The 20817-nt window shown below is 62.7% G+C and carries 18 protein-coding genes; 3 read left to right on the plus strand and 15 right to left on the minus strand.

Translation table 11 applies throughout. The features are described 5' to 3' along the window. Window positions 1–34 precede the first annotated feature (34 nt). Window positions 35–427 carry a hypothetical protein gene (locus ACFPPB_RS15305; RefSeq protein ID WP_377328622.1) on the plus strand — a complete coding sequence of 131 codons (393 nt, stop codon included), beginning with the start codon at window positions 35–37 and terminating at the stop codon, window positions 425–427. A gap of 34 nt (window positions 428–461) precedes the next feature. Then, complete coding sequence (locus tag ACFPPB_RS15310; RefSeq protein WP_377328624.1) at window positions 462–1499, plus strand: alpha/beta hydrolase family protein; 1038 nt, start codon at window positions 462–464, stop codon at window positions 1497–1499. A gap of 124 nt (window positions 1500–1623) precedes the next feature. Here ACFPPB_RS15310 and ACFPPB_RS15315 read toward each other — a convergent pair whose 3' ends face one another. The 7 genes from ACFPPB_RS15315 to ACFPPB_RS15345 all read right to left on the minus strand — a co-directional run bounded on the left by ACFPPB_RS15315 (window position 1624) and on the right by ACFPPB_RS15345 (window position 12405). Beyond that, window positions 1624–1890 (minus strand): hypothetical protein, encoded by a 267-nt coding sequence (locus ACFPPB_RS15315; RefSeq protein WP_377328626.1) that lies wholly within the window; start codon window positions 1888–1890, stop codon window positions 1624–1626. A 79-nt stretch (window positions 1891–1969) separates the two neighbouring features. Continuing rightward, window positions 1970–2686, minus strand: a complete 717-nt coding sequence (locus ACFPPB_RS15320; protein WP_377328628.1) for a M48 family metallopeptidase — start codon at window positions 2684–2686, stop codon at window positions 1970–1972. Continuing rightward, entirely contained in the window at window positions 2686–5826 is a 3141-nt protein-coding gene (locus ACFPPB_RS15325) for a type I restriction endonuclease subunit R (protein ID WP_377328630.1), read from the minus strand. The genes ACFPPB_RS15320 and ACFPPB_RS15325 overlap by 1 nt, the downstream gene beginning before the upstream one ends. An 11-nt stretch (window positions 5827–5837) precedes the next feature. Next, entirely contained in the window at window positions 5838–7013 is a 1176-nt protein-coding gene (locus tag ACFPPB_RS15330; RefSeq protein WP_377328632.1) for a Fic family protein, read from the minus strand. Between the two features lie 227 nt (window positions 7014–7240). Beyond that, window positions 7241–9181: a restriction endonuclease subunit S gene (locus tag ACFPPB_RS15335; protein WP_377328634.1), complete on the minus strand. Its 1941-nt coding sequence runs from the start codon at window positions 9179–9181 to the stop codon at window positions 7241–7243. Next, complete coding sequence (locus tag ACFPPB_RS15340; protein ID WP_377328636.1) at window positions 9172–11586, minus strand: type I restriction-modification system subunit M; 2415 nt, start codon at window positions 11584–11586, stop codon at window positions 9172–9174. The genes ACFPPB_RS15335 and ACFPPB_RS15340 overlap by 10 nt, the downstream gene beginning before the upstream one ends. A gap of 180 nt (window positions 11587–11766) precedes the next feature. After that, on the minus strand, window positions 11767–12405 hold the full coding sequence (locus ACFPPB_RS15345; protein WP_377328638.1) for an HD domain-containing protein: 639 nt from the start codon (window positions 12403–12405) through the stop codon (window positions 11767–11769). Between the two features lie 80 nt (window positions 12406–12485). On the opposite strand from ACFPPB_RS15345, the gene ACFPPB_RS15350 reads away from it, so the two are divergent. Next, complete coding sequence (locus tag ACFPPB_RS15350; protein ID WP_377328640.1) at window positions 12486–12767, plus strand: DUF302 domain-containing protein; 282 nt, start codon at window positions 12486–12488, stop codon at window positions 12765–12767. Between the two features lie 120 nt (window positions 12768–12887). On the opposite strand, the gene ACFPPB_RS15355 is transcribed toward ACFPPB_RS15350, so the two are convergent. The 8 genes from ACFPPB_RS15355 to miaA form a co-directional block, all read right to left on the minus strand. Then, window positions 12888–14123, minus strand: coding sequence for a type II toxin-antitoxin system HipA family toxin (locus tag ACFPPB_RS15355; protein WP_377328642.1), 1236 nt, complete (start codon window positions 14121–14123; stop codon window positions 12888–12890). After that, window positions 14116–14352, minus strand: a complete 237-nt coding sequence (locus ACFPPB_RS15360; RefSeq protein ID WP_377328644.1) for a helix-turn-helix domain-containing protein — start codon at window positions 14350–14352, stop codon at window positions 14116–14118. Before ACFPPB_RS15360 ends, ACFPPB_RS15355 begins: the two co-directional genes overlap by 8 nt. Window positions 14353–14530: 178 nt before the next feature. Then, window positions 14531–15823, minus strand: a complete 1293-nt coding sequence (locus ACFPPB_RS15365) for an adenylosuccinate synthase (RefSeq protein WP_377328646.1) — start codon at window positions 15821–15823, stop codon at window positions 14531–14533. A 116-nt stretch (window positions 15824–15939) separates the two neighbouring features. Next, window positions 15940–16806 carry a protease modulator HflC gene (gene hflC, locus ACFPPB_RS15370; RefSeq protein WP_377328719.1) on the minus strand — a complete coding sequence of 289 codons (867 nt, stop codon included), beginning with the start codon at window positions 16804–16806 and terminating at the stop codon, window positions 15940–15942. Further along, entirely contained in the window at window positions 16806–17885 is a 1080-nt protein-coding gene (gene hflK / locus ACFPPB_RS15375) for an FtsH protease activity modulator HflK (RefSeq protein WP_377328648.1), read from the minus strand. The genes hflC and hflK overlap by 1 nt, the downstream gene beginning before the upstream one ends. Window positions 17886–18040: 155 nt before the next feature. Beyond that, window positions 18041–19342 carry a ribosome rescue GTPase HflX gene (gene hflX / locus ACFPPB_RS15380; protein ID WP_377328650.1) on the minus strand — a complete coding sequence of 434 codons (1302 nt, stop codon included), beginning with the start codon at window positions 19340–19342 and terminating at the stop codon, window positions 18041–18043. Window positions 19343–19399: 57 nt separating this feature from the next. Then, a complete protein-coding gene (hfq, locus tag ACFPPB_RS15385; protein WP_377328652.1) occupies window positions 19400–19681 on the minus strand; it encodes an RNA chaperone Hfq in 282 nt (93 codons plus the stop codon). A 166-nt stretch (window positions 19682–19847) separates the two neighbouring features. Beyond that, on the minus strand, window positions 19848–20807 hold the full coding sequence (gene miaA, locus ACFPPB_RS15390; RefSeq protein ID WP_377328654.1) for a tRNA (adenosine(37)-N6)-dimethylallyltransferase MiaA: 960 nt from the start codon (window positions 20805–20807) through the stop codon (window positions 19848–19850). Between the last annotated feature and the right edge of the window lie 10 nt (window positions 20808–20817).

Below are 20817 nucleotides of genomic sequence, written 5' to 3' on the forward strand. Positions count from 1 at the left end.
ACCCTTGCGACAGCAGCGATAAAGGAGACATCCCATGCACAGGCTACTCGCCCTGCTTTGCCTCATCCTTTCGCTTGCCGGTTGCGACTACGCCGGCAACACCATCGTCAGGCGCAGCACGGTAAACGGCGTCCACGTGATGTACAGCAAGGTCACCGTGTTTGGCCCCAGCGCGGATTTCGATTGCGTCCAGAGCCGTAGCGGCCAATGTCGCTACGCCGTGTTCAAACGCGACTGTTCCCAGCAGCGATCATGCGCATCCACACCGTTCATGCAGTTTGCGCTGGCCGTCGATACCAGACTGCATCTGACCCACCTGCCGCACGGCTTCCAGTTCTGCGTGAGCGCCGACACCGCAGACATGACTCGCGAATGCCTGCACACCGAAGCAGCGACAAAGCCTTCGACCGCGTCGGTATCCGACTGAGCACGCGAGCACGCGTGATTGCTACCATCGGCCCATGATCCGCTGCCTGCTTCTCGCCGTCATGCTGATATCGCTGCCGGCAGCGGCTGCCGACGTGCCCGTCGCAGCCACCGGCTTGCAACCCCACGTGGTGTTCACCCGCGATGCGCCGCTTGCGCACAGCGCCGAACTGGTGCGGCGCCTGCTGAGCCCGTTGAACGCGCTGCGGGTGAACCGTGCTGCGGCACGTTCGGGCCAGGCCATGCGCGAGCAACCGCTCGACCCCGCGCGTGAAAGCTTCGTCGTCTACGTGCCAGCTCACGCGCCGCCGCAAGGTTATGCACTGCTGGTATTCGTGCCGCCGTGGCCGGAAGCGAGCATCCCGTCGGCGTGGATATCCACGCTGGATCGTCACGGCATGATCTATGTCAGCGCGGCGAATTCCGGCAACGATGCCGACGTGCTCGACCGCCGCCTACCGCTGGCCCTGCTGGCCGCGCAGAACATCATCCGGCGCTACCCGATCGACCCGCAGCGCATCTACATCGGCGGCTTCTCCGGCGGCTCGCGGGTAGCCGAACGCATCGCGCTCGGCTACCCGGACCTCTTCCACGGCGCCCTGCTGATGGCCGGCAGCGATCCAATCGGCAGCGCGCAGCTCGCGCTGCCGCCCACGCCGCTGTTCCGGCAATTCCAGGACAGCACGCGGCTGGTCTATCTCACCGGCCAGAACGACCAGTTCCACCTCGACATGGACAGCCACAGCCAGCAATCGCTGCACGAATGGTGCGTGTTCGATGTACACACCGTGCCGGCGCCCTGGTCAGGGCACGAGGTGGCCGCGCCCGCACCCTTGAGTCGTGCCCTGGACGTGCTGGGCAAACCTGCGCAACCTGATGCAGACAAACTGGCCCGGTGCCGTGCGCGGATAGATAAAACATTGGACGCCCAGCTGCAGCATGCGGAAAGCCTGCTGGCCAGCGGCAGGCCTGACGAAGCGCGTACGTTCCTGGACAGGATCGACGCGCACTACGGCGGCCTGGCTGCACCCCGCAGCGTCGATCTGGCGAACAAAATCGATGCACACCACTGATCGCACCTGCAAATCGGCTGGGCCTCGCATCGACCGCGCGACCTTCATCCGCCGATTTCCAGCTGCTCGGAAAATCGGCGCCGCCCGGCAACGACGCGCCTGGAAACAGCCGCGGCGCCGGGAGCTACTCCTCCGGCTCCGGCTGCATCTTCTCCAGCACATCCTCCAGATCGGTGATCGCCGCTTCCAGCGCCTCGTGCAGCTGCCCCTGCCGATCCATCAGGTCGGCAATCTTGTCGGCCAGCTTCAGCTTGGACAACTCGCCGTCGAACAGCAGCCATTCCGCCGTCAGCGTCTCCACGTTGTTCTTCGAGTAGTGCCGCATCTCCTTGAGCTGCGCCACCGTATTGCCGATGTGGTCGGCGGGGGTCTTGGCGTGTTCGTCGGACATGGATGGTTCCTCGTGGCGAGTGTGGATATTCGCTTGAACCGTAACGTCAAGGACGCGAAGCCGAGGTCAATACGCTCTATCAATAATCCCAATGCTCATTGCGCACCGGCAGGCGATTGAGCATGTCGCGGCAATCACGCCAGTGGGGCATCAGTCTGTTCATCAACGCGATGAATCGATCGTTATGGGTCGGCTCGCGCAGATGTACGAGTTCGTGAACAACGATGTATTCGAGGCACTCGGGCGGCTTCTTGGCCAATTCGGTATTGAGCCGGATGTTCCGTGCCGTTGGGTTACAACTGCCCCACTTCGTTTTCATGCGCTGCACGTAAAAGTGCTCGGCACGTACGCCAACGATCGGCGCCCACTTTGCCAGCAACGCCGGCACAGCAAGCTTCAAGTTGCTGCGGTACCAGTCAGCCAGCAGCACTTCGCGCTTTTTCACGCTCGTGCCGGGACGAACCTGCAACCGCAGGTGCTTGTGCATCAGCCGGACCGAAGGACGCGCTCCCACTTCGACGATCTGCAGCAAGTAGCGCCGTCCCCAAACATAGTGGCTTTCGCGTTCAAGGTATTCGCGCGGCGTTTCCCGTTCTTGCGCAAGCAGCTTCTTCTGTTGCTGCCTGATCCAGGCCAGCTTGTTGATGGCAAACAGCCGGATCGCATCCAGCTCCATCCACTCGGGCGCGGCAATGCGCACCTTGCCGGTCGGCGGGTACACGCCGAGATGGATGTTCTTGATGTTCTTCCGAACCACATCCACATGGATGCTGCCGAGGTCGAGCCTGGTGATCATCAGTATTCCGGCTGCTGCTTGATGATGTCGAACAGGCGCTCCGCCTCGGTCACGTCGTTGCCCAGCAGAGGCAGCAAGGCCTCACGCTTGATGTGATTCTCCTTGGCAGTATTCCCACGCCAGTCCGCATGGCGCTCGCGCCTGACCGCCTCGTCGATGTCGACTGCCAGTTTCAGCCTTGGATCGGGCATCGGCAACGGGCCAGCCTCATCCTGGAGATTCATCGCTGCAGCTGGAGCCGGCTGCATCCTGAGGTTGTCGTAGATCGCCCGCAATCCCACGCTGCGTTTCAACGCTTCCGGAATGTCATCAGCATGACCGGCCTGCACCTTTCCGACGAGGTCAGCGATTTTCTTTAGATAGTCCTCGTACTTGTCCGCCTGTTCCTTGCGGAACTTGATCACTTCGTCCAGCAACGCTGACATCTTGGCGTAGTACGCCGGATTGTTCAGATGCTCCTGGATGATCTTGCTGCGGACATTGTTCTCGATGGTTTCGGCTACCGCGTCCTTGCTGCCCTTGATGCCCTCGGGCAGCGTGCTGACCGCCTCGGCCATCCCGCTCCTGGCGATCAGGTCCAGCAGCCCGAGATCGTCGAACGGAGAAATCTTTCGGGGTGCCTTCGCCTCGATATAGGTGTCGATGAGGTGGCGCATGTCCGCCTCGTACGGCTTCAGATCAAGCGTCTCGCCGCTGGCCCGGCGAATGACTTCGCGAAGGTCGGTAAAGCGCTTGATGTCGCCCTTGATGCGTTTGATGTCGCCGCCGTCGTAACCCGCCCCGGACAGGTCGTCCGCGAGATTGCCGTAGGCGCGCAGCAACGCCACTGCCGCCTTGTATAGCGCCACCCGGCGTGGCTCGCGCTCTTTCAGGTCGGCAGGTATTTCCGTGTTGCCACAGAAATAACGGATGTGGTCCAGATCGTTTTTCGGTGGTTCGACCGGCTCGCACAACAGCACCAGCGCCTCAAGCGCCGCGTCCAGTCGCTCGCGACCTTTCTCCAGACGATCCTGCATCAGCACTTCCGGGTCGACACCGCCCGCACTGTGGTCCAGCTCGGACGAATACACCTGCAGCGCACCGGTGCCCTGCTCGTTCACCAGTTTCTTGAACAGATCCTTGTAGTCGACGATGTAGCCGAAGTCCTTGTCGTCGCCGTCGAGCCGGTTGGTGCGGCAGATCGCCTGGAACAACCCGTGATCCTGCATCGACTTGTCGATGTAGAGATACGTGCATGGCGGCGCATCGAAGCCGGTCAGCAGCTTGTCCACCACGATCAGCAGCCGCATGTTGGATGGCTGCTCGACGAACAGCTTCTTGGCGCGATCCTCGTAGGTTTCCGTCTTGCTCTTGCCCGGCTGCGCTTCCACATCTTTCAGCAGATCGGTATAGGTCTTGTAGATAACCTGCTTGTCGGTGTCGTTGTTGGCACCGGTTTCCTCCAGCGTCACGTCCTTCGTCTGCGGGTTGTACGACGTCACCACCGCACAGCGACCCTCGAGCGGCGTCTGCTGGAACAAGTTGAAGTAATTGCAGGCGTCCAGAATGCTGCGCGCCACCAGGATGGCATTGCCCCGCTCGCTGGAAAGCCGTGGCTTCACGCTGAAGTCGAACACCATGTCCTCGACCACCCGCTCCATGCGGGAGCGGGAGCTGAGCACGCGCTGCAAGGTGCCCCAGGTTTTCTTCAACTCGTCCTTCTGCCAGTCGTTCAGACCCTTGGTCTTGGCCTCGAACCATTGGTCGATCTTTTCGGGGGAGCCCAGCTGCTGGTCGATATCGCGCGCCTCGTAGACCAGATCCAACACCACCTCATCCTGCACCGCTTCGCTGAACTTGTAGGTATGGATGTAGCCGCCAAACACTTCCAGGCTGGTCTGCTTGTCTTTCTTCAACAGCGGCGTGCCGGTGAAGCCGACGAATACCGCGTTCGGCATCATCGCCGTCATCACCTTGTGCAACTTGCCGCTCTGCGTGCGATGACACTCGTCCACGAACACGAACACTTCGCCCACCGTCGCGCTGGGTTGGCCCTCCAGGTCGGCGATGAACTTGTCGAAATCGTCCACGTCGCGCCGGCCGAATTTGTGCACCAGCGAACACAGCAGGCGGGGTGCGGCCTGGCCGAGCTGGTGCATCAGGTCGCGCCCGCTGCTGGTGCGATAGATCTTCTCGCCCGCATCGTGGAATACCCGCTCGATCTGCTTGTCCAGTTCGTCGCGGTCGGTGATCACCACCACGCGGGCATGCGGGCTGTCCTGCAGCAGCCACCTGGCCAGCAGCACCATCACGATGCTCTTGCCGCTGCCCTGGGTGTGCCAGATGATGCCGCCCTTGCGCTGGTGGGCGTGCTGCTGCGCGGCCTTGATGCCGAAATACTGGTGCACTCGCGGCACCTTCCTGATGCCGCCGTCGAACAGCACGAAATCGTGGATCAGCTCGATCAACCGATCTTTGCGGCACATCTTCAGCAGGTACTTGTCCAGCTTGTAGCGGCTGTCGTCGGCCTCGTCTTCCTTCCACTTCAGGAAGAACTTCTCCGGCGTGGCGATGGTGCCGTACTGCAGACCTTCCGAATCGCTACCGGCAAACACGAACTGCACCGTGCTGAAAAACCATGCATTGAACGCCGGCTGCTGGTTGGACAACAACTGACGGATACCGTCGCCGATGCTGACCCGGCTGTTCTTCAGCTCGATCACCGCGACGGCGATGCCATTGACATACAGCACCAGGTCGGGTCGCCGCTCAAGGCCACCCTTCAGGGTAACTTCTTCGGCGATCGCAAAATGATTCGCCCCCGGTTGGGCCCAGTCGATCAGGCGCACCAACTCGGTTACCTGGCCCGCCTCGGTCTTCACCGGCACGCCGTAGCGCAGCAACTGATAAACCGCCTTGTTGTTCTCGTACAGCGTGCGGGCGGGGTTGTCGGCTTCGGTGTGCAACTTGTGCAGGGCGACGGCAATCTGCGCGAGGCTGTAACCGCGTCGAGCAAGCCAGGCGGTCAGCAAGTCGTCCTCGATATTCCGGTTGTTCTCGCGGTCACTCCAGTCACCGAGATAGTCGTATTTCAGCTCGTCGCGAAACAGCGCAATCACACGACGCTGCGTCACGCGTTCCGGCTTGCTGATGTCATCCATGCCCTTCCCCTTCAAACGTCTTTCGCAGGCACCGGTGGCGCGCTGACGCTGGCCGGGATGAAGCCCGATTGCGTCAGCGCCTGGATCACGCCACGCAGCAGGTAATTGTTGGTAAAGCCCAGCACGTATTGCCGCGCACCCTGCTGCACCGGTTGCAGCATGCCGCTCTGGACCATCTTGCGAATCTGATAAGTCCGCTGAGCGGCGTTGAGCTTCGGCATGGCGTCGGAAAGATCAGCCGCCTTCACCACGCCCTTGCGGGCCGTGAGGGCGAGCACTGCCTCTTCCGGCGTGGTGACCCACTGCCGCTGACGCGCATGAGCCAGCGCAGGCAACAGGATCTCGCGCGTCAGGTAGCCGTAATCGGCAAGGCTGTCCACCTTGCGCAATTCATCCAGCACGCCGGACAGCACGTAGGTGCACCAGTCTTCCAACCCTTCGTCCGTGCCCTCGTCGGCGCGCGCCAGCATGGCGTAGTAGCGCTCGCGGTCGGTGCAGAACACCGCGGCCGGATTCAGCACGCGCCCGCCGGTCTGCACGCGAAAGCCGTACTTGATCAGCAACGCGTAAGTGAGCAGCCGCACCACCCGGCCATTGCCATTGCTGAATGGGTGTACCCAGGTAAAGCGGTGATGCGCCAGCGCCACCTTCATCAAGCCGTACTTCGGCGGATCGTCGCGGTTGATGAAGGCCACCAGCTCCTGCATGTAGGCCGGCACGTCGATGGCTTCCGGCGGCCGATGCTCGGCCTGAGCGATCGCCACCGGCCCGGTACGCCAGGCACCCGGCGTGCGGTCGCCCTCACGCTGCAGCCCGTCCACCGTCATGCTGTGCAATTGCCGGATGAAGTGCTCGCTGATCGGCGCGCCCGGCGTGATGGCCTGCTCCACCTCGCCCATCGCCTCCTCGATGTTGCCGATCTCGTGCGCTTCGTCGTCGCCGGCCTCGGTGCCGGCCACCTTGCGCTCCACATAGTCGGCCAGCGTGGTGTGGTTGCCCTCGATGCGCGCCGAGGCCAGGCTTTCCAGCAGGTGGAACACCGCCTTGAGCTGCATGAACACCGGCACCGGCGTGGTGCCGCGTAGCTCCAGCCGGCGCAGATGCTCCAACTCCGTCAGCACGTCCAGCAAGGGCGAGCTGAACGACGGATTCAGCAAACGAAGGTCGTGGTGAACAAAGCGAGCCATGCGCGGAAAGATCCGTAAGAGCAGCTCAAAGGATCTTTAATCTACCGCATAGTAGCCAACAAAAACATGGTTTTATGAAAGGATGAGCGAAAAATCATCTTTACCGGCGCGCTTCGCCAAGTGAAATCCTGTGAGGATGCCAAGTGCAAAAGGTAGGCTCGTGGGAGGTCAGTCAGTGCCTGCCGAAGCTTCCAGCCACAAGCCCAGCGTGCAGAGCGCGCCATCGCCTAAGACGCGAACAGGGTCTGGCATTCCGCCAGAGCACCAGCGATGGCGGCATCGGAAAAGGCAGGCCGATCGAGTTTCGGCTTCCACTCGGGGTTGTCCTGGATCAACTGCTTTACCGAATCCACGCTGATCGACTTGCCTTCACGCCGAAGGTCTTCCACGGCCATGTCCACGGTCGTCAGCAATTCCAGTTCGTCGGTTTTCCGCAGGCGGAACTGCTCCAGCCAAGCCACCACGTCGGCACCGTACCACTTCTCGAAGTAGGCCTCGGCTTCGGAAATATTTTTCGAAGCAACGAACCCTTCATAGGTGCCGTTGTGGAGCGATCGAACATAGGCTTTCTTCAACGCGATGCCTTCAGGCCCCTTGTATCGCGTCCTGGGGTCGTACGGGCCTGCAGCTTTCTTGAGAAAACCATCCGCGCGACCCTCGGCGTGACGATGCAGCAGGTAGGCCAGCTTGGTACGACGCACACGAGCCAGCGGCCAATCTTCAGAACCAAACTGGTTGACGAGCGCGGCGATCACTATCGCCTCATTGATCTGCCGGTTGTGAGATCTTGCGGTAGCAATTCGAGTTTCCGTCTTCTCAGGAAGTGGAATGACATTCGAGGCTGGTTGAACCAGTCGAATCCTTCCGGTGAGCAGCTCCTGCATCATGCCTTGCTTGAGTTGGCGGGTTTTTGTGAGGCGGGTTTCCAATTCAGCGAGTTCGGTGTCCATGTCGGTGAGGATCGTGGCGATGGCACGCTGCTCATCGCTTGGCGGCATAGAAAGCTCAATCTTTCCGATATTGGACTTGCTGACACCAGAAACTTTCGTACCTACGGCAAAGAAACGGAACTGCTGCTTGATGTCAGACGTTTGAAAGCAGTAACGCCGGAACGCATGGTCAAGCTCATCTGTCTTGCTTTTGGCAACAATCGTATGGAGACCGGAAATGAACGGCGCGTTGTCTCTATTGATGATGACGACGTGCTTGCTCGTTCCATCATCGTCTTCGGATGCGTCCACAAAGACTACATCGCCATCCTTGAGCAGCGAATTGGCATTGACCTTGTTGAGCGAAATATCCAGCTTTGGCAGCTCTTGGCGCTCTGCTGTGACATCAACGAATGACTTTGTTGACATGTGGATATCGCCGTAATGCAGATAGCAGTGCCCTTCCGTCGACAGTTGATCGCGCGATGCGGAATAACCTCCACTGAAATCAAACAGCTCGCTCAAGGCCTTCCGGTGCCATTTGCCGTCGAAACTCGGCAAGCGCTGCTTGCCGGTCAGCAAGGCCTGCATGGTGCCTTGCTTGATCTGGCGCTTCTTGGCGATGAGCTGTTCCAGCGATTCGATCAGCGCATCCGCATCGCTCAAGGCCTCGGCGATGGCTTCTTGCTCGGCTCTGGACGGGGGGATCGCGATCGGTGCTTCACGTACCTGCTTTAGGCTGATCTGCGGATAAGCTTGGCCGGTCGTAATGGAGTTAAACCGAGCGCGACACTGTGGAAGTGTAAGAAAGTGATAGACGAAATCGGCCTTCGTATTCGCGCGAATCCGGACTCTAGCAATGTGTTGATTGATATTCGCAGGTTCTACGCTACGAAAGAAAATTGCACGACCTACATTGCCTGTGATCGTAACGAGGATGTCACCATCAGTAACTTGGCTTCGGCCAAGAGTCGCGTGTGCCGCATCTGAGATGCGCATAGACTGCGAGAGGTCTAGACCATCCTCTGCCACGCATTCGCTACGCAGGAATAGAATCCCCTCTTGCTCCCATTTGAAGCCATACGTGGTTGGTGTTGCGCCCTTGGTGATAAAAGCCGAAATCGTAGAAAGACTAGCAATAGTCCAATCTTCAGGAATAATCCCAACCTCAGTCTGCTTGTATCCCGCTGACATGGTGATCGGTGCATCGTAAGTTGCACAGGCCTCTTTCACTTCCATGCAAAACCCATCCGCTGAAGATGGGTGTCGACCTTGGTCTGCAACGGGGCCAATCGATTCACGATCTGCGGCAACCGCGCTTCGTAACGCTCGACCAATTCCCGCACACGCCGCGTCAGCCCTTGGCTGATCCGATCCATCTCACCGTGAATGGCGACGGCCAGCGCCCCCAGCCATTTGTCGTCCACCGCCAACGTCTTGATCTCGCCCTCGGAAAGCTGCGGATACTTCGCATAAGCCGCCGCATCCAGCGCCGCCTCGGCCTCTTTGAGCTGCTTCTTCAACGCCGCCTTCTCGCGATCCAGCTTCTGCCAGCGCTTGAGCACCGCGATCTCGTCGCGTGCTTCGCGGTCGTCGCCGATCTCGTCCAGCCGCTCTTTCACCGCTTTCGTATTAATTTTGTCGAAGCCGGAGAACACCGCATCCTCACCGCTGTGTTCTTCTTCCAGCTCGGTCAGTTGCGCCTCGGTGACTTCGACATCGGTGGCAAGCTGATCGACAGCCGCCTTCTCAGCGGCAAAGTAGCGCGCCACGATCAGCGACTTCGGCAGCAGATCGCAGGCCCAGCCCTTGTCCACTTCCTTCGTGACCTTGCCGTCCTTGTTTTTCTTCTGCTCGATCACCCGATAGGTGCTGGTCTTCCAGTCGTCCGCGGCGATGAGGTACAGGTCGTCCTGCATCGTCTCGGCCCAATAGTCCATCAGGTGCTGGTAGACATCGTAGCCATTGATCAACGGCTGGCCGGTGTAATGCGCCAGCAGTTTTTCCGACAAGTTGGCAATCACGTCCTTGGGGTGACAGCCGGCATCGAGTGATTTGAGCGCAGCGGCACTTTTCTTGCGCCAGCGATCGAAATGGGTATTCATGCCGTCGATGAAGGCGGCGAACTGCGGGTGTTCGTAGATGGTGGACTTGATCGCGGCCTTGTCGACGGCCAGGTCCACGTAACCGGTGCGGTTGGGTTTGAACAGCGTCTTGCGCAGGTCGGGGCAGACCTCCCAGTAACGCTGCAACGCGTCGACGTCGGCGAGCGGGATGCCGCCCTTGAGATGGCCTTCGATATCCTGCTGGTCCTCGGCCTGCTGACTGTCGATGTAGCGCGGCAGGTTGAGGTTGTAGTCGTTCTTCTCGATCTCGGCGAATGGCACCATGCGCGAATACTTCGGGATATCCAGCCGCCGCGTGAACACGTCGACGATCTGGTGCACGTCGCGCGAGCGCAGGCGGTTCTTCGGGCCGTCCTTCATGAAGCCGCTGCTGGCGTCGAGCATGAAGATGCCCTTGCGCGCATGCGCGCCGTGCTTGTCGACGAACACGATGCAGGCGGGAATGCCGGTGCCGTAGAACAGATTGGCCGGCAGGCCGATGATGCCGGCGATGTAGCCCTTGCGCACCAGGTTGCGGCGAATCTCGGCCTCGGCGTTGCCGCGAAACAGCACACCATGCGGCAGGATGCACGCGCCCTTGCCGGTGCTCTTGAGCGAACGCACGATGTGCAGCAGGTAGGCATAGTCGCCCTGCTTGGCCGGCGGCGTGCCGAAGGACGCAAAGCGCTCGAATGGGTCGTTGAGCGGATCGAGGCCGGTGCTCCAGCGCTTGTCGGAGAACGGCGGATTGGCGACCACGTAATCGAACGTGCGCAACGCACCCTTGTCCATGAACTTCGGGTCGGTCAGCGTATTGCCCTGCACGATCTGCGCTTCGGCGTTGTCGTGCAGGATCATGTTCATGCGCGCCAGGCCGGCGGTGGTGGCGTCTTTTTCCTGGCCGTAGATGGTCAGCTTGCTGCGCGCCTCATCGGCCACTTTCAGCAGCAGCGATCCCGAGCCGCATGTCGGGTCATACACGGTGGTGGCGTTGCTGGTTTTCGCGTCGCGGATGCCGAGCACCTGCGCCATGATCCGGCTGACTTCGGCCGGCGTGTAGAACTGGCCCTTGCTCTTGCCGCTCTCGGTGGCGAAGTGACGCATCAGGTATTCGTAGGCATCTCCGAGGATGTCGTCGCCCTCGGCACGGTTCTTCGAGAAATCCAGCGCCTTGTTCTCGAAGATGCTGATCAGGTCGGTGAGCTTGTCGACCATCTCCTTGCCGCTGCCCAACTTGGTAGCGTCATAGAAGTCCGGCATCTCGGACAGCCGGTTGGCGTCCTTCAGCGGCCCGATGATCTTCTTGTTGATCTGGTCGCCGATGTCGCTCTTGCCCTTCAGCGCGATCATGTCCTTGAAGCTGGCACCTTCGGGCACCGTGATCGCCGCAAACGGCACGCCGGCGTACTTGTCGCTGACGTACTTGATGAACAGCAGCACCAGCACGTAATCCTTGTACTGGCTGGCATCCATGCCGCCGCGCAAGGCGTCGCAGCTGGCCCAGAGAGAGGAATAGAGCTCGGATTTCTTGATGGCCATCTTGGTCCAATGAAATGCAAAGTCACGCAACATCCCGGCAATCGCAAAGCCGCGACTACCGTGCGCCGCCATGAGGCGGCGCAGAAGAACTCCAAGTCTGTACTGCGTCGACCGGCTTCGGCAAGCGAAATACCCCAGCGATGCGGGGCCTTCCCACCTATCACGGTTGTCAGCCGGCGATCACCCCATCGAGGTGACAGCAAGCGCTACGCGCGAGCCCGCCCCCGCCAGCTCATGCATCCACTCCACCGTCGCATCGAGCACCCTGGCAGCCGGTACGTTGCGCGCGGAAAAGATTTCCGCCAGCGCCTGATAGTAGCCCAGCGTGCCCTCGCGCCCGCCGGTAAAACGCTCGAACACGCGCGTGTCCACGTCCGGATTCTCCAAGTCCTGCGCGATGGCCCGCGCGTTGTGCAGCTTGTCGCAGGCGGAGACCAGCAAGGTCTGCTCGGATGCCGCCCGCAGGTGCGCGAGGTAGGCGAGCTTGCGTTCGATCCAGTCGCGGCGCTTGGCGTCGGGGTCGGTGTGGCTGGCCTTGCCTTCGGCGGTGCCGTCCGTGCAGTCCTTGACGATGTTGGCGACGGTGTCGCCGAACTCCACGCGGATCATTGCTTCGTGCGCGGCGCCGCAATCATCTAGGGTGTCGTGCAGCAGGCCGGCGATGGCCTGGTCTTCGCTGCCGCCGAACTCGATCACCAGGCTGGCCACGCCGAGCAGGTGGTAGATGTACGGAATGCGGGAGCCCTTGCGGAACTGCGCGGCGTGGGCGATGCGGGCGTAGTCGACGGCGCGGCTGAAGCGGTCGGTAAGTGCAGTCATGTTGCCCCCTGGGATTGGTATCGGCAGGTCGATCATGACGCCTGCGGGTCGCACGCGGCGAGATCGTTGCCTGCGGCCGCGTGGTGGCGACGCTGGCCGACAAGGGCTTCGACCTGCCCAACGAGTGCCTGGTGATGGAGGTCTGCAACTCGCGGCAGGCGGCGGAGGTGCTGGGCATGGACATGTCGCTGAACATGGCGCTGCCCTGCCGCATCTCGACCTACGAGGATCACGGCAAGACCTGGATCGGCATGGTGCAGCCGACCGCGCAGTTGTCGCTGATCTCCGACGACCCGCGGATTACCGAGGCGGCGCGCGCGGTGGAGCAGACGCTGAAGGAGATCATCGATTCGGCGGCATAGTCGGCAGCCAGGATTTTCCCCCACACTCTGCCCGACATTTTTCCCGACCCCGGTCAGGTGCTCCCGTCAGCATGGCTTCCGTCAAGGCCGCATGCAGGGCCCGCAACATGGCTGCCGAAATCAGCGTGGTGCCAGTGGGCGACTGAACCCCGCTTCCATTCGCTGCATGCAGTGGTGCAAGGCCTGCTTCACGGCGGGCACTTCATCGAGCAGGTCAGCATGGGTTTGCAGCTGCTGAGCGCAGGCTATCAGCAGGTGTCCGATGCGTTCACGCGGTTGTTCGATGTCGCAGCGTGCGGCCAACTCCAGCAGATGCAGACGCGCAGCCTGAAAACTCTTGCTGCCGCTGAGAGTCAGCGCCAGTGCATCGTCGGGAAGGTACGCGGTGGTGTTGACGATGTCGTAAGCCGGCGCCATGCGACAGTCGGCCACGGCGGGGTGGGTATAGAGCAGACCGAAATTTTTCAGATGGGCATCGCCGTTACCCACGATCACCGACAGCGCCACGGTATCGAACAGCTGGGTCAGTGCGGCCCGTACGTTTTCGGCCGGGCAGTTGTTGCGGATGACCTTGGTCAGGCGCTCGTAGCTGCCTTCGTACTTCTGTTGCGTGCCCAGACCCATCAGCGTGGCCATGTCCTCAAAGCCGAGCGGCATGCCTTGCGCATCGCGATCGAAGCGTCGCATCACGAACAAATCATGCCTGTCGGATAGAAAGAACTCGGGCACGGGAATGTTCGCGGCACGCGCAATCGACATGCAGACGAATTCGTTGATTGCCAGCCCCGGGTACTGGGCCTGCCCGCTTTTCACGATCAGATCGCCGGCGACGAGGGTGGCTTTGGATGCACCTGCGTCAGTGCGCTCGGGTACCAGCACCTTGGGCTGCACGCCGGAAACGCCGGTGCGCAACAGGTAGCGTTCCACCAGCTCGGTGAACAGGTTTTCGGTGCCGTCCCAGGCGAGGATATCGGACAGTCGTTCACCCTTCGCTTCCGTCTGCGCGTTGCCGAGCAGGCGTTCGACCTCGGGCGATTGCACGCATAGACGGCCAATCGCACCATCGTGCCCGGTAAGCGCGAGCAGCAGCATGGGATCGAGCTGGGTGAGCTTGGCCAGGCGCAGGCGCAGTTGTTCCAGCACAAAGCCTTCCGGCAGGCTTTGCTGGAAGATCGGCAGCAGTTGCGTGGCACGGTATTGATCGCGTCGCACCGGCATGGTCAGGCTGACCGCCACATCCGGTGTGGTGCCCGAATAACGGAATTCGTATTGACCGGCTTCGTGGTGCAGATCGCCGCTTACACCTTGCGGCGTCAACACTTGCGCCTGCACGACAGCGGCCGTTCCCCTACTCACGGTAATGCTCCGCGAGTTCCTCGAAGATCGGGCGCTGCGCCGGCTCCAGACGGAACGCCGCATCAAGCGCCGCAGCGATGCGGGCGTAGCTCTCGAATGCCACCGAGCCGCTGCCTTGTTCCAGCAGCACCAGTTTGGAACGCGCCATGCCGGCACGCTCGGCCAGCGCGGCTTGAGTGAGGCCACGACGCTTGCGCAACAGTCGAATCTGTTGGCCGATATCGCTCATGAGGGCTTGGGTATCCATGTCTCGAATATCGGACATATTTATATAAATGTCCATAATACCAGACACTTTATTTATTATAGCCTGTGACCTACCCAGCTTTATGGCTGTCTGTGGGTGCCCCAGCCAACAAAAGCCCCGCAATGCGGGGCCTTTGATTCCAATCTATGAGTGGCGGCGATCAGGCGAACGGATCATCCAGCACGATGGTGTCGTCGCGATCCGCACCAGTGGCGACCAGGGCGAGTTTGCAGCCGGAGAGCTCTTCCACCGCGCGCAGGTAGGCGCGGGCGGCGGGTGGCAGCTGGTTCCAGTCGCGGATGCCGGCGGTGGATTCTTCCCAGCCGGGGAATTCCAGGTAGACCGGCTTGCACTCGTCCCAGCCGTCGGCGTCGAGCGGAGCCAGTTCGCGGCGCTTGCCCCGGTATTCGTAGGCGATGCAGACCTTGACGGTTTCCAGGCCGTCGAGCACGTCGAGCTTGGTGATGGCCAGGCCGTTGATGCCGTTGATCTGGGTGGCGCGCTTGAGCGCGACCAGGTCGATCCAGCCGCAGCGGCGCGGGCGGCCGGTGCTGGCGCCGAACTCGTTGCCGACCTTGCGCAGGCGCTCGCCCATCTCATCGTTCAATTCGGTCGGGAACGGGCCGCTGCCGACGCGGGTGGCGTAAGCCTTGCAGATGCCCAGCACGTAGTCGATGTCGCGCGCGCCCACGCCGGTGCCGGCGAGCGCGCCACCGATGGTGGTGTTGCTGGAGGTGACGTAGGGATAGGTGCCGTGGTCGATGTCGAGCAGCGCGCCCTGCGCGCCTTCGAACAGGATGTTGCCGCCGTCCTTGCGCACGTCGTGCAGGATGGTGGCGACGTCGTCGACCATCGGGCGGATGTACTCGCCCCAGGCCAGCGCATCTTTCAGCACGGTGTCGTAATCGACCGGCTCTACCTTCAGCCACTGGGTGAGGATGAAGTTGTGGTAGTCCACCGCGGTCTTGATCAGCGCCGGCAGCTCGTGCGGGTACATCAGGTCGGCCACGCGCACGCTGCGGCGGGCGACTTTGTCCTCGTACGCGGGGCCGATGCCGCGGCCGGTGGTGCCGATGGCCTTGCCGCCGGCGGCGATCTCGCGCGCCTTATCGACGGCGATGTGGTACGGCATGATCAGCGGCGTGGCCGGGCTGATCTTGAGGCGCGAGCGCACTTCGACGCCGTTGGCCTCGAGCTCGGCGATTTCCTGGATCAGCGCCTCGGGCGACAGCACCACGCCGTTGCCGATCAGGCACAGCGCGTCGTCGCGCAGGATGCCCGAGGGGATCAGGTGCAGCACGGTCTTCTTGCCCTTGATCACTAGCGTGTGGCCGGCGTTGTGGCCACCCTGGAAACGGGCCACGGCACTGACCCGCTCGGTCAGCAGGTCGACGATCTTGCCCTTGCCTTCGTCGCCCCACTGGGCACCAAGAATGACTACTGACTTACCCATGCTGTTCTCGCTTCGTCGGTGATGACCACTGATGGGCATCGTCAAATGTTTGCTCGTCATTCCGGCCCGCGGCGGAATGACGGATGGTTCGAAATACCGCGCCGAAATCCGCCGGCTCAGCGCTTGGCGGCGGGCTGGCCGAAGTAGCGCAGGAACTCGTCGTCCGGTTTCATGATCAGCACGCCCTTGCCGTCCTCGAACGACTTCTTGTACGCCTGCAGACTACGGTAGAACGCGAAGAACTCCGGATCCTGGCTGTACGCCTGCGCGTAGATCGCCGCCGCCTGAGCGTCGCCTTCGCCGCGAACCTTGGCCGCGTCGCGCTGGGCGTCGGCGCGCAGTACCTGGCCTTGCCGGTCGGCGTCGGCCTGGATCGTCTCGGCCGACTCCTGCCCGGTGAAGCGCAGTTCGTTGGCCAGTTGCAGGCGCTCTGCGCGCATGCGCTTGTAGACCGATTCGCTGACCTCGTTGGGCAGGTCGATGCGCTTGATGCGCACGTCGACGACCGCTATGCCGAGGTTCTTGCGCGCCGAGGTATCGGTCTGGGCACGTACGCGCTCTGTGATGTCCTTGCGCCCGCCGGAGATCAGGTCGGGCAAGGTGCGCGCGTTGAATTCGAAGCGCAGCGCATCCTTCACGATCGGGGTCAGCCGCTGCGCGGCGGTCAGCTCGTCGCCGCCGGTGGCGCGGTAGTACGCGGCGTTGTCGGCCACGCGCCACTTCACGTAGAAGTCGACGTTGACGCTCTTTTTCTCGGAGGTGAAATAGCGCTCCGGCGGAGCATCCAGCGACAGGATGCGCTTGTCGAAATGTATCACCTGCTGCAGCACCGGAATCTTGAAGTGCAGGCCGGGCTGGTAGTCGGTATGCACGATGCGGCCGAACTGCAGCAGCAGGGCGCTATGTCCTTCGCCGACCACGAACATGCTGTTGAGGCCGAGCAGGATGAGCAGAAGCGCGACGACGGCGGAAGCGATCTTCATCATGGCTGCGTCCCCTTGTCGGCTGCATTGCTGCCGGCCGGCGCCGGCGCCGGCGAGATCGCGCCGACCGTGGCCGAACCGGTTTCAGGCGCGGCCGCCGCGCCCTGCAGTGGCGGCAGGTTGATGATGTTGCGGCCGCCGGAGCTGTCGATCACCTTGGGGTTGTCGGCCATCACCTGCTCCATGGTTTCCAGCCACAGGCGCTTGCGGGTCACCTCCGGCGCAGCCTTGTACTGGGCCAGGATCAGGTCGAAGCCGGCAGTGTCGCCTTGCGCACGGGCGATCCGCGCCGCCTTGTAGCCGGCGGCTTCGGCCGCGATGCGCGCGGCATCGCCACGCGCGACCGGCACCACCTTGCTCGCGTACGCCAGGGCGCCGTTCTCGATGCTCTGCTTGTCTTCGCGGGCGTTGTTGACGTCGTCGAAGGCGTCCTTCACTTCGTTCGGCGGGGACACGTTCTGGAAGCTGACCTCGGTGACGCGCAGGCCGGAATCGTAGCTGTCCAGCGTCTTCTGCAAGGCCACCTGGGCTTCGCTGACCAGGCTGGCGCCGGCGGCGGACAGGATCTGGTCCATGTCGCTGCTGCCGATCACCGAGCGCACGGCGGCCTCGGCCGCGGCGCCGATGGTGCCGTCCGGGTCGTTCAGCGAGAACAGGTATTTGCGCGAATCATCCACCTGGTACTGCACGGTGAAGTCGATGGTGATGATGTTCTCGTCCTTGGTCAGCATGGCCACCTTGTCGTTGACCGAGCGGATCCGCGTGGCCTCGACCTTGGTGACCGACTCGATCGGCTGCGGCAGCTTCAGGTGGAAGCCCGGCGCCAGCGTGCGCGAGTACTGACCGAAGCGCAGTATCACGCCGGCTTGGCGCGCACCCACGATGGTGTAGCTGCTCAGCAGCAGGAAGACCACCACCAGCACCAGCACGGCCAGAAGGATGCTGCCGGGACCCTGCCCCAGCTTGCCCAGATGGCTCTTCGCATTGTCGAGCAGGTCGTCCAGCGGCGATTTGCCGGAGGGACGCTTCCTGTTCCACGGATCGTTCTGCCCGTTCTTGCCGGGTTCATTCCATGCCACTGTCAGTCTCCTTGAGGCCGTCGGAGGCCGGCAACCCCGTCCAGGACATGCTTGGCACCGGGTTACACATGAGATTCAGCCTGAGCTGTCGATGGTGTACGGCCCGATGAGGAGTTGGCCGCACAAACGCTGGATATTCTAGCAGAGCCGGCGCCTTATTCCGCCACGGCGAGCAGCTCGCGCAGCAGCAGGGTTTCGGCGGGATCGCCTCCGCTGAGCGGCGCGATCACGCTGCGCGGCGCGTCGATGCGCAACTGCCAGCCGTGCTCGTCCACCGTCTCGCCGCTGATGGCGCCGGCCGCCTTCAGGCGCGCGTGCAGCCGGCCCGCCGTCAACGGCAACTGCAGCGCGGACTGCACCCGTTCGCCGCCGAGCAGTTCGCCCAGCGCCTGGCGCAGCAGATCGAGGCCGACGCCGGTGGCGGCGGACAGCCAGACCCGCACGGGCTTGCCGGCGGCATCGCGGTCGATGCGCGGCTCGGCGCCGGCCAGGTCGATCTTGTTCATGATGTGCAGCTGCGGCACGTCGCCGGCGTCGATCTCTTCCAGCACGTTGTCGACCACGCGATGCAGGTGCTCGCGCTCCTCGTCGGCGGCATCGCTGACGTGCAGCAGCAGATCCGCATCGCGTGCCTCGGCCAGGGTGGCGCGGAAGGCGGCGACCAGATCGTGCGGCAGCTCGCGGATGAAACCCACCGTATCGGCCAGCACGGCCGGCCCGCAGCTGAGGCCCTCCAGCTTGCGCACGGTCGGGTCGAGCGTGGCGAACAGCAGGTTGGCGGCGTAGACGTCGCCGGTGGTCAGCGCATTGAACAGGGTCGACTTGCCGGCGTTGGTATAGCCGACCAGTGCTACCTGCGGCACCGTGTTGCGCAGGCGCGAGCGGCGCTGCTGGCCGCGCTGGGTCTGCACCTTTTCCAGCCGCTTGGTCAGCATCTTCACGCGCACGCCGATCAATCGGCGGTCGGTTTCCAGCTGGGTTTCGCCGGGACCGCGGTTGCCGATGGCACCGCCGCGCTGCGCATCCAGATGGGTCCAGCCGCGTACCAGGCGGGTGGCCAGATGCTTGAGCTGGGCCAGCTCCACTTCGAGCTTGCCTTCGTGCGAGCGCGCACGCTGGGCGAAGATGTCCAGGATCAGGCCGGCACGGTCGACCACGCGGATGCCCAGGTGCTTCTCGAGGTTGCGTTCCTGAACCGGGGTGAGCACGTGGTCGACCAGCACCACGTCGGCCTCCAGCGCCCGCGCCGCCTCGGCGACTTCGTCCGCCTTGCCGCTGCCGATGTAATAGCGCGGGTTGGGATCCTCGACGCGGGCCGCGACCACGCCCAGCACGTCGGCACCGGCGGACTTCACCAGTTCGGCGAATTCCTCGGCACGGCGCGCCGTATCGCCCTCGCCGCGCGAATGCGGCAAGACAAGAACCGCGCGGTCGCCTTTCTCTTTTCTATCGAACACTAGTGGGTGCGATCCTTCAGGGTCAGACCCACTTCATGCGGGCTGATGCCCCGTCTATCAAGCGTCCGCGTCGGCGGATGCCGGCCCGTCGTGGCCTTCATGGCCTTCATGACCGTCATGGCCATTGCCGATACGCACATTGCGGCTCGGTACCACGGTGGAGATGGCGTGCTTGTAGACCATCTGACTCACCTGGTTGCGCAGCAGCACCACGAACTGGTCGAACGACTCGACCGTCCCCTGCAGCTTGATGCCGTTGACCAGATAGATGGCGACCGGCACGCGTTCGCGCCGCAATGCATTCAAAAACGGATCCTGCAACGATTGTCCCTTGGACATTTCTTGTTCTCCCCTTGCCACGGCACACAGACCGAAGAAAAAACGCCAGAGGCGCCCCGGCCCAACATGCTGGGATGTTAGCTGCTTTCAAATACTTGATGAAAGGGGATTTTCGCGTAGCGCAAGTGCACTGGGTCACGCCCGCGAGGCTATCCGGTCGTTATGGCTAGGCCGATTGGTCCCGGCCACCCAGAAACAGCTGCACGGCGTCGGCGACGCGCGCGGCCAGGCCGGGCCGATCGGGATCGAACAGGCGGGCGCCATAGTCGCTGCGCAGCCAGGTGATCTGGCGCTTGGCCAGCTGACGGGTGGCGAAGATGGCCTTGTCGCGGAATTCGGCCGGGTCGGTCAGGCCGTCCAGATGCTCCCACGCCTGCCGGTAGCCCACGGCCCGGATCGCCGGCAGCTCGGCATGCAGGTCGCCGTGTGCGCGCAGTGCGCGAACTTCGTCGAGAAAACCCGCCGCCAGCATGATGTCGAAACGCAGGGCGATGCGTTCGTGCAGGACGCGCCGGTCTTCGGGGAGCAGCGCCAGCTTGAGCACGCGCCACGGGAAGTGCCCCGTCGCGCCGCCCCGTTGCAGTTCGGACAGCGGCCGGCCGGTGAGCTCGATAACTTCCAAGGCGCGCTGCAGGCGTTGCGCGTCGTTGCAGCCGATCCGTGCCGCCGCCGCGGGATCCTGCTGCGCCAGTCGCACATGCAGGGCGGGCCAGCCCACCTGTTCGGCCTCCGCGGAAAGCCGCGCCCGGATCGCCGGATCGGCCTCCGGCAAATCGGACAGCCCCTGCTGCAGCGCGCGGAAATACAGCCCGGTGCCGCCGACCAGCAGCGGCACCCTGCCCCGCGCACTGATCTGCCGCATCACCGGCAACGCGTCGGCACGGAAGTCCGCCGCCGAATACGGCTGGCCGGGATCGCGAATGTCGATCAACGCGTGCGGGTAGCGCGCCAAGGTCGCCGCATCGGGCTTGGCCGTGCCGATGTCCATGCCGCGGTAAACCAGCGCCGAATCCACACTGACCAGATCCAGCGCAAAGCGCTCGCTCAGCCCGCACGCCAGCGCGGTCTTGCCTGAGGCGGTAGGACCCATCAGGAAGATGGCGAGGGGGCGATGATCGACGGGCATCGGTCCATTG

Source organism: Rhodanobacter terrae (assembly GCF_042657005.1).
GTDB lineage: Bacteria > Pseudomonadota > Gammaproteobacteria > Xanthomonadales > Rhodanobacteraceae > Rhodanobacter > Rhodanobacter terrae.